This is a genomic window from Streptosporangium sp. NPDC049046, from assembly GCF_040649155.1.
GTDB lineage: Bacteria > Actinomycetota > Actinomycetes > Streptosporangiales > Streptosporangiaceae > Streptosporangium.
The window spans coordinates 1-16,274 of sequence record NZ_JBEZEZ010000067.1 but is presented as its reverse complement, the minus strand read 5'-3'; the positions used below and the strand labels follow the sequence as shown (position 1 = coordinate 16,274).

Sequence of the window (16,274 nt, the reverse complement as noted above, 5' to 3'; positions counted from 1 at the left end):
ATCACCGCGAACGACACCGGCTGCACCACATCCACCCGATCCAGCCCCGGCGCACCCTCCACCTGACGCACCACATCCAGCAGCGACCACTCCACGAACGGCTCCAACGCCGCCGCACACTCCGCCATCCGAGCCGCGAACACCGCCGACTCCTCCAGCAGAGCCGCACCCATCCCCACCCACTGCGCCCCCTGACCCGGGAACACCCACACCGACTTCCCGTCGACGTCGGCCACACCCTCGACCACACCACCGGGCACCGGCTCACCCGAAGCCACCGCCCCCAACCCCGCCAGCAACCCCTCACGATCCCCGCCGACCACCACCGCACGGTGCTCGAACACCGACCGCGACGCCACCAGCGAGAACGCCACATCGGTCAGCGCGGCATCGCGACCCTGCAGGTGCGAGACCAGCCGCCCCGCCTGGGCCCGCAGCGCCTCACCCGTACGACCCGACACCACCAGCGGAACCGCGGGCGGCTCTGTCTCCGCACCGGGCAGCACGCCACCGTCCTGCGGACGGGCCACCGTCGCGGCCTCGGGCTGCTCGATGATCACGTGCGCGTTGGTGCCGCTGATCCCGAACGACGACACACCCGCCCGGCGCGGACGACCCGTCTGAGGCCACTCGACCTGCTCGGTCAGCAGCTCCACCGAGCCAGAGGCCCAGTCCACATGCGACGACGGCTCGTCCACGTGCAGCGTCCTGGGCAGCACCCCGTGCCGCATCGCCATGATCATCTTGATCACACCGGCCGCACCCGCCGCCGCCTGGGTGTGACCGAGGTTCGACTTGATCGACCCCAGCAGCAGCGGACGGTCCTCGTCCCGGTCCTTGCCGTAGGTGGCGAGCAGTGCCTGGGCCTCGATCGGGTCACCCAGAACGGTGCCGGTCCCGTGGCCCTCGACCGCGTCCACCTCGTTCGGCGACAACCTCGCCCCGGCGAGCGCCTGACGGATGACGCGCCGCTGCGAGGGACCGTTCGGCGCCGTCAGACCATTCGACGCACCGTCCTGGTTCACCGCCGAACCCCGCACCACCGCCAGCACCTCGTGCCCGTTGCGGCGCGCGTCCGACAACCGCTCCAGCACCAGCATGCCCACACCCTCGGACCAGCCCGCGCCGTCGGCCGCGTCCGAGTACGACTTGCACCGTCCGTCGCCGGCGAGGCCGCCCTGACCGGTGAAGTCGATGAACGGGCTCGGAGTGGCCATCACGGTCACGCCGCCGGCCAGCGCCAGCGAGCAGTCACCGCCGCGCAGCGCCTGCGCGGCCAGGTGCATCGCCACCAGCGACGACGAACACGCGGTGTCCACCGTCACCGCCGGGCCCTCCAGGCCCAGCGTGTAGGAGATGCGGCCGGTCGCGACACTGCCCGCGGTGCCGGTACCCATGAAGCCCACCACGTCCGCCGGGAACGGCATGCTGGTCGCGTAGTCGTGGTACATGACCCCGGCGAACACGCCGGTACGGCTGCCGCGCAGCGAGGTCGGGTCGATCCCGGTGCGCTCGATCGCCTCCCAGGTGGTCTCCAGCAGCAGCCGCTGCTGCGGGTCCATCGCGAGCGCCTCACGCGGTGAGATCCCGAAGAAGCCGGGATCGAACTCTCCCGCCTCGTGCAGGAAGCCGCCCGCTTCCACGTAGTTCACGGCCCGGCTCTCGGTGCTCCCCTCAAGGGATCCGCGACTCCAGCCGCGCGTCGTCGGGAAGGGGGTGATCGCGTCCCCGCCCTCGCTGACCAGGCGCCACAGGTCCTCCGGCGAGGTGACCCCGCCCGGGTAGCGGCAGGCCATGCCCACGATCACGATCGGGTCGTCCGCGACCGGCACCACCGACACGGGGATGACCACGTCGGCGTCCTCGCCGAGCAGTTCGGACAGCAGGAACTCCGCCAGCGTGGCCGGTGTCGGGTAGTCGAACACCAGGGTGGCCGGCAGGCGCAGCCCGCTCACCGTGTTCAGCCGGTTGCGCAGTTCGACGGCGGTGAGGGAGTCGAAGCCCAGCTCGCGGAACTCCCTGCGCACCTCCACGGTCTCCGGCGACGCGTGCCCGAGCACGACCGCCACCTCGGTGCGCACCAGATCCAGCAGGACCTCGGTGCGCTCCGCCAGGCCCAGCGGGGCGAGCCGCTGCAGCAGCGTCGCGGCCACCACCGAGCCCGACGCCGCCGACCGGCGCCCGCCCCGTACCAAACCGCGCAGCAGCGCCGGCACGTCACCCTGCGTCCGCAGCGACGGCAGGTGCAGCCGGACGGGAACCAGAACCGCCTGCTCAAGCGCGACGGCGGCCTCGAACAAGGCCAGGCCCTGCTCCAGCGACAGCGACGGCATCCCCGCCCGCGCCATCCTGCGCATGTCGGTGTCGTCCAGCGTGCTGGTCATTCCGACGTCCTGGGTCCAGGCACCCCAGGCCAGCGAGAGCGCGGGCAGCCCTTCGGCCCGCCGGTGCTGGGCCAGCGCGTCCAGGAAGACGTTGGCTGCGGCGTAGTTGCCCTGTCCCGCGTTGCCCATCACCCCGGCCAGCGAGGAGAACAGCACGAACGCCGCCAGGTCCAGGCCCCGGGTCAGCTCGTGCAGGTGCCAGGCCGCGTCCACCTTCGGCCGCAGCACTCCTGCCAGCCGCTCCGGCGTCAACGAGGTGATCATGCCGTCGTCCAGCACACCCGCGGTGTGGATCACCGCGGTCAACGGGTGCTCGGCCGGCACCTCTGCCAGCAGCGCCGCCACCGCGTCCCGATCGGCCATGTCGCACGCCGCGATCGTGACCTCGACGCCGTGCGCGATCAGCTCCGCCTGCAACTCCACCGCACCGGGAGCGTCCAGGCCTCGACGGCTGGTCAGCAGCAGGTGCCGCACCCCGCGTTCGGCCACCACGTGCCGCGCGAACTGCGCTCCCAGACCACCGGTACCACCGGTGATCAGCACCGTGCCGTCCGGGTCCCAGGGCTGTCCGGCCTCATCGGCCGGTGCCACCCGCGCCAGGCGCGGGACCCGCACCCCGCCCTCACGGACCGCCGCCTGCGGCTCGCCGGAGGCCAGCACTCCGGCCAGTACGGACGAGGACGGCTCGTCGTCGACGTCGACCAGGACGAAGCGGCCCGGGTCCTCCCACTGGGCCGACCGCACCAGCCCCCACACCGCGGCGGCCGCCAGGTCCGCGACGGTCTCGCCCTCGCTCGTCGTGACGGCGCCCCTGGTCACGAAGACCAGCCGGGAGCGGCGGCAGCGGTCGTCGGCCGACCATGCCTGCAGCAGGCCCAGCGCCGCGGCGGTCAACTCGTGAACCCCGGCGACCACGTCGCCCTGCTCGGTGGAACCGGCCGCGACGGTCACCGTCTCCGGGACGGTCTCCAGCGCCGCCAGCGCCGCCGCCGGATCCGACGCCAGATCCAGGACGGGCTCGACCGGGTCGAGCCCGGCGCCGTCCTCCGTCGTCGTCTCGGACGACGCCGTCCAGGTCAGCCGGAACAGCGAGTCCCGGTACAGGTCGCCGCCGCCGACGGTCAGTTGGTCGGCCGCGACCGGTCGCAGCACCAGGGAACGCGCCGACAGCACCGGTTCCCCCGCGCCGTCCACCGCGACCACCGAGACCGCGTCACCACCGGTCCTGGCCACCCGCACCCGCAGCACCGACGCGCCACCGGCGTGCAGGCACACCTCACCCCAGGAGAACGGCATCCGGCCGCTCTCGGAGTCGTCCAGGCCGACGAAACTCACCGAGTGCAGCGCCGCGTCCAGCAGCGCGGGATGCATCCCGAACGAACCCGCACTCGACTGCGCCTGCTCGGGCAGGACGACCTCGGCGTACACCGCGCCGTCCGTGCCCCGCCAGGCCGCGCCCAGTCCCTGGAACACCGGCCCGTAGTGGAACCCGCCCGCGGCGAACCGGTCGTAGAGGTCGTCCAGCTGGATGGCCGTCGCGTCACGCGGCGGCCACACCGCCGCGTCGAAGCCGGCCGCGATGTCGGCGAGCGAGCGAGAGCGGCCGTCGGCCACGGCCAGTACGCCGGTGGCGTGCCGCACCCACGGCTCGTCGTCGGCGGCCTCGGCCGGGCGGGCGTAGACGCTCAGGTTGCGGCGACCGGACTCCGCCGCCGCGCCCACCCATACCTGCACCGCGACGGCGTCCCGCTCGCCCAGCATCAGCGGCGCGGTGAGGGTGAGCTCCTCGACCAGGTCGCAGCCGACCTGGTCACCGGCACGGATCGCCAGCTCGAGGAACCCGGTACCCGGGAAGATCACCGTTCCGGCCACCGCGTGGTCGGCCAGCCACGGATGTGTCCGCAGCGACAGCCTGCCGGTGAGCAGGACTCCGGCCGAGTCGGCCAGGCCGACCGCGGCGCCCAGCAGCGGGTGTCCCGCGGAGGCCAGGCCAGCCGCCGCCACGTTCCCCGGCTGGGAGCCGACCGCGTCGGGCCAGAACCGCTGACGCTGGAACGCGTACGTCGGCAGGTCGATCCGATGCCCGCCCCGGAGCACCGCCCGCCAGTCCACCGGTACTCCGCGCACGTGCAGCTCGGCCAGGGCCGTCATGATCGACGACTGCTCGTCACGGTCGCCGCGGAGCACCGGCGCGAGTACCGCGTCGGCGCCGGAGAGCTGGGCGGGCGAGTCCTGGGCGGTGAGCTCGGCCAGGGTGTCGGCGGCCATCGCGGTGAGCACCCCGTCCGGCCCGAGTTCCACGTAGGCCGTGACACCCTGCCGGTGCAGCGTGCGCACCCCGTCGGCGAAGCGCACCGCGCTCCGCACCTGCTCCACCCAGTAGTCCGGCGAGCACAGCCGCTCGGCCGTGGCCATCTCACCGGTCACCGTGGACACGATCGGAATCCGTGGCGCGCTGAAGGTCAGCGTCCGGGCCAGCGCGCGGAAGTCCTCCAGCATCGGGTCCATCAGCGGCGAGTGGAAGGCGTGCGACACCCGCAGCCGCCGGGTCTTGACCGCCCGCTTCTCCAGTGCGGCCACGACCTCGAGAACGGCCCGCTCATCCCCGGAGATCACCACGGACGCCGGGCCGTTCACGGCCGCGATCGACACCTCGGTCTCACGCCCGGTCAGCAGCTCGGCGATCTCCTCTTCCGAGGCCCGCACCGCCACCATCGCCCCGCCGGCGGGCAGCGCCTGCATCAACCGGCCGCGCGCCGCCACCAGCGCGCAGGCGTCCGGCAGGGACAGCACCCCGGCCACGTGCGCCGCGGTGATCTCGCCGATCGAGTGTCCCGCCATGATCTCGGGGCGGACTCCCCACGACTCGACGAGCCGGAACAGCGCCGTCTCCACCGCGAACAGCGCGGGCTGCGCCCACCCGGTCTGGTCGAGCGCCTCCGCCTGCGCCGACCCCGGCTCGGCGAACACCACCTCACGCAGCGACCCGTCAAGCAGCGGGTCCAGCTCGGCGATCACCTCGTCCAGCGCCGTCGCGAACACCGGGAACCGGTCGTACAGCTCACGGCCCATCCCGGCCCGCTGGCTGCCCTGACCCGTGAACAGCACCGCCGGCTTCGATTCGGCCGCGGCCGACCCCCGCAGCACGCCCGCACCGGACCGGCCTTCCGCCAGTGCCCGCAGGCCGGCGCCCAGACCTTCGAGGTCGGTGGCCAGCACGGCCGCCCGGTACTCGAACGCCGAGCGCGTGGTGGCCGTCGAGTACGCCACGTCGGCCAGACGCAGACCGGGCTCGTCGTCCACGTACGCCGTGAGCCGCTCGGCCTGTGCCCGCAGCGCCTCCGCCGACCGGCCGGAGACCAGGACCGGGACGGCGCCGTCCGACACGGGCGGGCGGTTCTCGGACTCCGTGCCCTCGGACTTCGCGTCCCGCTCTTCCGGCCGTTCGATGATCACGTGCGCATTGGTGCCGCTGATGCCGAACGACGACACCGCCGCCCGGCGGGGGTGGTCGGCCGAGGGCCACTCGGCCGGCTCGGTCAGCAGCTCTATCGCGCCCGAGGTCCAGTCCACGTGCGAGGACGGCTCGTCCACATGCAACGTCCTGGGCAGCACGCCGTGCCGCATCGCCATGACCATCTTGATCACACCGGCCACGCCGGAGGCCGCCTGGGTGTGACCGATGTTCGACTTCAGTGATCCGAGCAGCAGCGGACGGTCCTCCGGCCGGTCCTGGCCGTAGGTGGCGAGCAGCGCCTGGGCCTCGATCGGGTCGCCCAGCGCGGTGCCCGTGCCGTGGCCCTCGACCGCGTCCACCTCGGCGGGGGTCAGACCGGCACCGGCCAGGGCCTGGCGGATCACCCGCTGCTGCGAGGGGCCGTTCGGCGCCGTCAGACCGTTGGAGGCGCCGTCCTGGTTCACCGCGGAACCCCGCAGGACGGCCAGGACCTGGTGGCCGTTGCGTCGCGCGTCGGACAACCGCTCCAGGACCACCATGCCGACGCCCTCGGCCCAGCTGGTGCCGTCGGCGGCGTCGGAGTAGGACTTGCAGCGTCCGTCGGCGGCGAGCCCGCCCTGAGCGCTGAACTCCACGATCCCCATCGGCGTGGCCACCACGGTCACACCGCCGGCCAGGGCCAGCGAACAGTCGCCCGAACGCAGCGCCTGCGCCGCCATGTGCATCGCCACCAGCGACGACGAACACGCGGTGTCCACCGTCACCGCCGGGCCCTCCAGCCCCAGCGTGTAGGACAGCCGGCCCGAGGTCACGCTTCCCGCCTGGCCCGTCACCATGAAACCGCGGGCCTCGTCCGACGGGATGTAGCCAGAACCGCTCGCACCGACGTAGACACCGGTGTCGCTGCCCCGCAGCGACAGCGGGTCGATTCCGGCGCGTTCGAACGCCTCCCAGGTGGTTTCCAGCAGGACGCGCTGCTGCGGGTCCATCCCCAGGGCCTCACGCGGCGAGATCCCGAAGAAGCCGGCGTCGAAGTCCGCGGCGTCGGACATGAAGCCGCCGTGGAAGTCCAGCTCGCCGTTCACCTGCCAGCCCCGGTCGACCGGCAGCGGGGAGATGGCGTCGCGCCCCTCGGTGACGAGCCGCCACAGATCCTCGGGAGAGCGCACCTCACCCGGATAGCGGCAGGCCATCGACACGATCACGATCGGGTCGTCGGCCACCGACGCGATCGCCGTCGGAACGACGACGTCACCGTGCTCACCCAGCAGTTCGGCGAGCAGGAACTCCGCCAGCACCACGGGGGTCGGGTAGTCGAACACCAGGGTGGCGGGCAGCCGCAGCCCGGTGGCGGCGTTGAGCCGGTTGCGCAGTTCGACGGCGGTGAGGGAGTCGAAGCCCAGCTCACGGAACTCCCGCCGCACCTCCACCATCTGCGGAGAGTCGTGTCCCAGCGCCGTGGCGGCCTGGGCTCGGACCAGCTCGGTCACCAGCCGGCCGCGGTCGGCGGGGGGCAGCCCGGCCAGCTGCCGCAGCAGCGCCCCGTCCGCGCCCGACACCGGGGCCGCCGCCGTACGGCGGGTGCCCCGCACCAGCGAGCGCAGCAGCGGCGGCACCTCACCGAACGCCCGCAGCGCCGGCAGGTTGAGCCGGACCGGCGCGACCACCGGCGTGTCGCAGCCCAGGACCGCGTCGAACAGCGCCAGCCCCTCGGCGAAGGAGAAGAGCTGGAATCCCGCGGCCGTCAGCCGGCGCAGGTCCGTCTCGGAGAGCTCTCCGGCCATACCGGCGTCCGCCGCCCACGGCCCCCACACCAGGGACAGGCCCGCCATGCCCTGGGCCCGGCGATGCTGGGCGAGGGCGTCCAGGTAGGCGTTGGCCGCCGCGTAACCGCCCAGTCCCGCGCCGCCGACCAGCCCGGCCATCGAGGAGTACATGACGAAGGCGGTCAGGTCGAGGTCCCGGGTGAGCTCGTGCAGGTGCCAGGCGCCGTCGACCTTGGGCCCGAACACGTTGGCCAGCCGCCGCGCGTCCAGTGACGGGATCATGCCGTCGTCACGGACGCCCGCGGTGTGCACGACCGCGGTGAGCGGGTGCTCCGCCGGCACGCCGGCGAGCAGTTCCGCCACCTGGTCACGGTCGGCCAGGTCGCAGGCGACGACGGTGACCTCGACCCCGTGCGCGATCAGCTCCGCCTGCAACTCCACCGCGCCCGGAGCGTCCAGCCCTCTTCTGCTGGTCAGCAGCAGGTGCCGGACCCCGTGCTCGGCCACCAGATGCCGGGCCAGGTTGCTTCCCAGACCACCCGTACCGCCCGTGATCAGCACGGTGCCTTCGAGGTCCGGCCGTCGCGCGCCGTCCTCCCCCGGGGTCAGGCGGACCAGCCGGGGAACGCGGACCACGTGTTCGCGAATCGCCATCTGGGGCTCGCCGCAGGCCAGCGCCTCGGGCAGTGCCGACAGCCCGGTCTCCTGCTCGTCCACGTCGACCAGTACGAAGCGTCCGGGATTCTCGGCCTGCGCGACGCGTACGAGGCCCCAGACCGCGGCCGCCGCCGGATCCGTGACGATCTCGTCCTCCCCGCCGTCGACCGCACCTCGGGTGACCAGCACCAACCTCGACTCGCTGAACCGGTCGTCGGCCAGCCACTGCCTCAGCAGTTCCAGCACCCGGCCGGTCAGCTCCCGTGCCGCCGACGCCCCGGCCGCCTCGGCGGGCGAGCCGATCTCGACGGTCACGACGTCCGGCACCCGGTCCAGTGCCCCGGGCTCGGCCTGACCCGGCTCGGCCCAGCGCAGTTCGCTCAGCTCCGGACGGCCCGGTTCCGACCAGTCCAGCTCGACACAGTCCAGGCCGGCCACCGCGTCCGTCGGAGAGACGACCGTGGGCGCGACCACCCACTCCAGGGTGAACAGCGCGTCCCGCTCCGGTCCCTGGCCGCCGGAGGCGAGCATCTGGTCCGCGGACACCGGCCGGAACACCAGCGACTCCGCCGTCAGCACCGGCGCGCCCTCGGCGTCCACCGCCGCCAGCGACACCGAACCGCCTCCGGTCTTGACCAGCCGCACCCGCAACGCCGAAGCGCCGTTGGCGTGCAGGCAGACGCCGCTCCAGGAGAACAGCAGCCGCCCCTGGCCCGGCTCCGTCAGATCCATGAACGAGGCGGGCTGCAACGCCGCGTCCAGCAGCGCGGGATGCAGGCCGAACAGACCGACGTCGCCGACCTCCTCCGGCACCTCGACCTCGGCGAAGATCTCCCCGTCGCGCTGCCAGGCCGCCCGCAGTCCCTTGAAGGTGGGTCCGTAGACCACGCCGCCCTCGGCCAGATCGTCGTACAGCCCGTCCAGCGCGATGGGCGCCGCGCCCTCGGGCGGCCAGACGGCCGTGTCGAACCGCGCCGTACGTGCTCCGACCCCCAGCACACCGGCCGCGTGCCGCACCCAGGGCTGGTCCGGTGCGTCGGCGAGCCGCGCGTAGATCGCGATGTTCCTGCGGCCCGTCTCGTCGGACGCGCTCACCACCACCTGGACGGCGACGGCGCCGTCCCGGGTGAGCACCAGCGGGGCGGCCAGGGTGAGCTCCTCCACCCGGTCGCAGCCGACCTGGTCCGCCGCCCTGATCGCCAGTTCGAGGAAGCCGGTGCCGGCGAACAGCGCCGTGTCGGCCACCGCGTGGTCGGCGAGCCAGGGGTGCGCGCGCACCGACATCAGGCCGGTGAGCAGCGCGCCGTCGGAGTCGGCGAGCCCGACCGCGGCGCCCAGCAGCGGATGCCCGGCCGCGACGAGGCCGAGCCCTCGGGCGTCGGCGATCCGCACCCCGCTGGGCCAGTAACGCCGATGCTGGAAGGCGTAGGTCGGCAGGTCGACCCGCCGGCCGCCGGTCAGCACCTGCTGCCAGTCCACCGTCACGCCGCGCACGAACAGCTCGGCCGCCGAGACCAGCACCCTGTCCAGGCCGCCCTCGTCGCGGCGCAGCGTCCCGGCGACCACCGCGGCCACTCCCGCCGCGTCCACGGCCTGCTCGATTCCCAGCGTCAGCAGCGGGTGCGGGCCGACCTCGACGAACACCCGGTACCGCTCTTCCAGCAGCCGCTCGACCGCCGGGGCGAACTCCACCGTCCGCCGCACGTTCTCGTACCAGTAGCCGGCGTCCAGCTCCGTGCCGTCCAGCCACCGCCCGGTCGCCGTCGACAGCATCGCCACCCGCGCCGCACGCGGCGCCACCTCCGCCAGGTCCGCCAGCAGGTCGTCACGGAACCGCTCGACCTGGGGCGAGTGCGCGGCGAAGTCCGCGCCGGCCAGCTGCCAGCGCATGACGCCTCCGGCCGACAGGCGCCGCTCCAGCACCCGCATGGCCTCTCCGTCGCCGGCGACGGTGACCACCCTGGGCCCGTTGACCGCGGCGATCGAGATCCGGTCCAGCAGGTCGTCCTCGGCGAGCGCCGCACGCACCTGCTCCACCGGCGCCATCACCGACAGCATCACCCCGTGCCCGGACAGCCGCTCGGCGATCAGGCGGCTGCGCAGCGCCACCACCCGGGCGCCGTCCTGCAACGACAGGCCACCGGCCACCACCGCCGCCGCGATCTCGCCCTGCGAATGGCCCACCACGGCGTCCGGGTGAACCCCCAGTGACTCCCACACCGCCGCCAGCGACACCATCACCGCGAACGAGACCGGCTGGACCACGTCTGCCCGCTCCAGTGACGGAGCCCCTTCGCTCTGCCGGATCACCTCCAGCAGCGACCAGTCGACGAACGGCTCCAGCGCCGCCGCGCACTCGGCCATCCGAGCCGCGAACACCGCCGACTCCTCCAGCAGGGCGGCGCCCATGCCCGCCCACTGCGCCCCCTGACCGGGGAACACCCACACCGTCAGGCCGTTCACGTCCGCCGCGCCGCGCACCACGCCCGCCGTGGAGTCTCCGGAGACGACCGCCGCCAGCCCTGCCAGCAACTCCTCCCGGTCGCCCCCGACCACCACCGCGCGGTGGTCGAACATCGACCGCGACGACACCAGCGACGAGCCCACGTCCACCGGGTCGAGCTCGCCCCTGGCCCGAACGTGCGCCGCCAACCGCCCGGCCTGCGCCCGTACCGCGTCGGCCGTACGAGCCGAGATCACCCAGGGCAGTACGCCGCCCGCCGGTCCGGCGGGCTCCTCGGCCGCCGGCTCCGCCGCCTCGGGTCCCTGCTCAAGGATCATGTGGGCGTTGGTGCCGCTGATGCCGAACGACGACACCGCCGCCCGGCGGGGGTGACCGTTCCGCGGCCACTCGACCGGCTCGGTCAGCAGCTCCACCGCGCCCGAGGCCCAGTCCACGTGCGAGGACGGCTCGTCCACGTGCAGCGTCCGGGGCAGCATGCCGTGCCGCAGGGCCATCACCATCTTGATCACACCTGCGACGCCCGCGGCGGCCTGGGTGTGCCCGATGTTCGACTTCACCGAACCCAGCAGCAGCGGCCGATCCTCCGGCCGGTCCTGGCCGTACGTCGCCAGCAGCGCCTGCGCCTCGATCGGGTCGCCCAGGGCGGTGCCGGTGCCGTGCGCCTCGACCGCGTCCACCTCGTCGGCGGACAGCCCGGCGACGGCCAGGGCCTTGCGGATCACCCGCCGCTGCGAGGGGCCGTTCGGCGCGGTCAGACCGTTGGACGCGCCGTCCTGGTTGATCGCCGACCCGCGAACGATCGCGAGCACCTGGTGGCCGTTACGCTGGGCGTCCGACAGCCGCTCCAGCATCACCAGGCCGACGCCCTCGGACCATCCGATGCCGTTCGCCGAGTCGGAGAACGCCTTGCAGCGGGCGTCCGGTGCGAGGCCGCCCTGCTCACCGAGCTCTCCGAACGCCGCGAGCGTCGATATGACGGTGACGCCACCGGCCACCGCGAGCGAGCATTCCCCGTTGCGCAGGGCCTGTGCCGCCATGTGGATGGTCACCAGCGACGACGAGCACGCGGTGTCCACCGTCACCGCCGGACCCTCCAGGCCCAGGGTGTAGGAGATCCGGCCGGAGGCCACACTGGCCAGCTGCCCGGTCATGATGTGACCGCGAGACTCCTCCCCCGGCATGTAGCCCGAGCCGACGGAACCGATGAAGACGCCGGTGTCGCTGCCGCGCAACGAGTCCGGGTCGATGCCCGCGTTCTCCAGGACCTCCCAGGCCGCCTCCAGCAGCAGCCGCTGCTGCGGGTCCATCGCGAGCGCCTCACGTGGCGAGATCCGGAAGAACTCCGCGTCGAACTCGGGCGCGTCGAAGACGAATCCGCCCTTCAGGTCGATGTCACCGTGGGTCTGCCAGCCTCTGTCGGTCGGCAGCGGGGTGATGGCGTCCTGTCCCTCGATGACCAGCCGCCACAGGTCGTCCGGGGAGTTCACCCCTCCGGGGTAGCGGCAGGCCATCGAGACGATCGCGATCGGGTCGTCTCCGACCGAGACCGTGGCCACCGGCAGGATGGCGTCGCCGTGCGCGCCGAGCACCTCGCTCAGCAGATACTCTCCCAGCGCGGTGGGGGTGGGGTAGTCGAAGACGAGGGTGGAGGGCAGCCGCAGCCCGGTGGCGGTGTTGAGGCGGTTGCGCAGTTCGATCGCGGTCAGCGAGTCGAAGCCCAGCTCGCGGAACTCCCGCCTGACGTCCACCGCCTCCAGCGAGGGGTACCCGAGGACGGCCGCGGCCTGGGTGCGGACCAGGTCGGTCACGAACCGGGTCCGCTCGGCCTGCGTCAACCCGGCCAACTGCCGCAACAGGGTGCCCTCACCCAGGACGGGCGCCGATGCCGCCGTACGGCGGGTGCCGCGCACCAGGCCGCGCAGCAGCGGCGGCACCAGCTGAGCGGGCATCGCCGGTACGTTCAGCCGCACCGGGACCACCAGCGGCGCATCCGAGTCGATGGCGGCGTCGAACAGCTCCAGCCCCTGCTCGGTGGTGATCGGCGGCAGCCCGGCGGCGGTCATCCGCTGCACGTCGGCCTGCGACATGGCCCCGGTCATCCCGGTGGCCTGCGCCCACAAACCCCAGGCCAGCGACAGCCCCGGCAGTCCCTGCGCCCGGCGCCGCGCCATCAACGCGTCCAGCCAGGCGTTCGCCGCCGCGTAGTTGCCCTGACCCGCGCCGCCCATCAGCCCGGCGAGCGAGGAGAACACCACGAACCCGGCCAGATCCATGCCCTCGGTCAGCTCGTGCAGATGCCACGCCGCGTCGACCTTCGGCCGCAGCACCGCATCCAGCCGCTCCGGCGTGAGCGAGGCGATCGTGCCGTCGTCCAGCACACCGGCCGCGTGGATCACCGCGGTCAGCGGATGCTCCTCCGACACCCCGGCCAGCAGACCGGCCACCGCGTCCCGGTCGGCCATGTCGCACGCGGCGACCGTGACCTCGACCCCGTGCGCGATCAACTCCGCCTGCAACTCCACCGCACCCGGAGCCTCCAGACCCCGGCGGCTGACCAGCAGCAGATGACGCATCCCGTGCTCGGCCACCAGATGCCGGGCCACCTCCGCACCCAGACCACCCGTACCGCCAGTGATCAACACCGTGCCCTGCGCGTCCCAGACCCGGGGCATCGTCAGCACAAGCTTGCCGGTGTGCCTGGCCTGGCTCATGAACCGGAACGCCTCCCGGCCCCGCCGCACATCCCACGCCGTCACCGGCAACGGCCGCAACTCACCCGCCGCGAACAACTCCATCAACTCGGCCAGGATCTGCCGCAACCGCTCGGGCCCGGCGTCCAGCACGTCGAACCAGTGGTACTCCAGGCCGGGGAACTGCTCCTGGTCACGGATGTCGAGCTTGCCCATCTCCACGAACCGGCCACCAGGACGCAGCAGGCGCGCCGAGGCGTCGATGAACTCACCCGTCAACGAGTTGAGCACCACATCGATACCCCGCTCACCGCACACCGCGCGGAAACGCTCCTCGAACTCCAAGGTGCGCGAGGAGGCGATGTGATCATCCGGGATGCCCATCGACCGCAGCACATCCCACTTCGCCGGACTCGCGGTCGCGAACACCTCCACCCCCAGCCGCTGCGCCAGCTGGATCGCCGCCATCCCGGTCCCACCGGTGCCCGCGTGCACCAGCAGCGACTCGCCCTCGCGCAACCCGGCCAGATCCATCAGCCCGTAGTAGGTGGTGAGGAACGAGACCGGGATCGTCGCGGCCTCCTCGAAGGAGACCCCGTCGGGGATCCTGGTCACCCCGCCGGCACCGGTGACCACCACCGGGCCGAAACCGCCCTCGGTGAGGCCGACCACGCGGTCACCCACGCGCAGGTCCTCCACCCCGGGACCGACCTCGACCACCACACCGGCGGCCTCGCCACCCATCAGGCCGACCTTGTCCTGGAACCAGCCCAGCGCGTTCAACCCGTCCAGCAGGTCACGGAAGTTCACCCCCGCCGCACGCACCGCCAGCCGAACCTGCCCTGCCTCCAACGGCTCGCTCGCCTGCGGGAACGGCAGCAACTCCAACGCGTCCAGGCTGCCCTTGGCCCGGCTGCCCAACCGCCACGGCGTACCCGACGGAGGCAACAGGCCCGCACCCGAGGTCAGCGACGCCAACCTCGGCACCCGCACCCCACCCTCGCGCACCGCCACCTGCGGCTCACCGGAAGCCAGCACCCCGCTCAGCAGTGCGGGAAGCACGGGAAGCGCAACCCTCGGCGCATCGGGCGAGGTCTCATCCGCAGCCGGGTCCGGATACTCGTCTCCGTACTCACCATGGCGCAGATCGACCAGCGCGAACCGGCCCGGGTTCTCCGACTGCGCACTACGCACCAGGCCCCATACGGCAGCTGCCGCCAGATCGGAGACCGTCTCATCGTCACCGGCCGCGACCGCGCCCCGGGTGACGAACACCAGACGCGAATCGCCGAACCGCTCGTCGGCCAGCCACCCCTGCAACAGAGCCAGCACCCCGGCCGTCACCGCACGCGCCGAGGCCACCGCGTCCCCGGCGGAATCGGCCACCACCTCGGCCAGCACCGTCCCCGGCACCGGCCCCGCCTCGCCCAGCGCCGGCAGATCACGGTGAACCGGCACCGAGTGCCCGGCCGACTCCCACATCGCCACGAGGCCCAGGGCGTCCGGCTCGAACCCGGAGAAACCGACCACCGCCACCGGCGCAGGGTCAGCCACCGAAATCTCGGAAAGCGGCGTCCAGTCCAGCCGGAACAGCCCATCCCGCTCCGCCACCTGACCGCCGCCGACGGCGAGCTGATCAGGCGTGAACGGGCGCAGCACCAGCGACCGCGCCGACAGCACCGGCTCGCCCGCGGCGTCCACCGCCGTCAGCGACACGGCGTCATCACCCGTCCGGAGCAGTCGCACGCGCAGCATCGCCGCTCCGGTGGCCTGCAGGTTCACCTGCCCCCAGGAGAACGGCAACCGGCCGCCCTCGACCGGCTCCAGCCCGACGAACGGCACCGCGTGCAGCGCCGCGTCCAGCAGCGCCGGATGCACCCCGAACGAACCCGCGCTCGACGCCGTCTGCTCGGGCAGCGCGACCTCGGCGAACACCTCACCATCGGCACCACGCCAGGCCGCCCGCAGCCCCTGGAACACCGGGCCGTACTCGAACCCGCCCGCGGCCAGCCCTTCGTACGCCCCGTCCAGCCCGATCGCGGTCGCGCCGGCCGGAGGCCAGACCGTCGCGTCGAACGGCCCGGCATCGGGAGCACCGGTGGCCGGGGCGCCGACGGCCAGCGTGCCGGTGGCGTGCCGCACCCACGGCACGTCGTCGGCGGCCTGCGCCGACCGGGCGTAGACGTTCACGCTCCGGTGACCCGTCTCCTGCGCGGCCCCCACCCACACCTGCACCGCGACGGCATCGGTCTCACCCAGCACCAGCGGCGCCGTCAGAGTGAGCTCCTCCACCAGGTCACACCCGACCTGGTCACCGGCACGCACCGCCAGCTCAAGGAAACCGGTACCCGGGAAGATCACCGTCCCGGCCACCGCGTGATCGGCCAGCCACGGATGCGACGAGAGCGACAACCGCCCGGTCAGCAGCACACCGTTGGAGTCGGCCAGGCCCACGGCGGCGCCCAGCAGCGGATGCCCCGCCACCGCCAGCCCCGCCGCGGCCACATTCCCCACCTGGGAACCCGCTCCCACCGGCCAGAACCGCTCATGCTGGAAGGCGTAGGTGGGCAGATCCACCCGGCGGCCGCCGGTCAGCACCTGCTGCCAGTCGACCGTCACGCCACGGACGAACAGCTCGGCCGCCGACGTCAGCACCCGCTCCAGGCCGCCCTCGTCACGGCGCAGCGTCCCGGCGATCACGGCCTCCACCTCGGCCGCGTCCACGCACTCGCCGACCCCGACCGTCAGCACCGGATGCGAGCTCACCTCGACGAACACCCGATACCGCTGCTCCAGCAACTGCCCGACCGCCGGAGCGAAGCCCACCGTGCGCCGCAGGTTCTCACACCAGTACCC

The 16,274-nt window shown here is 73.1% G+C and carries 1 protein-coding gene; it reads right to left on the bottom strand.

Going from position 1 to position 16,274, the window contains the following annotated elements; all coding sequences use genetic code 11:
* Nucleotides 1-16,274: SDR family NAD(P)-dependent oxidoreductase (locus AB0B96_RS40465; RefSeq protein ID WP_362907580.1), on the bottom strand; the 16,274-nt coding region annotated here is incomplete at both ends.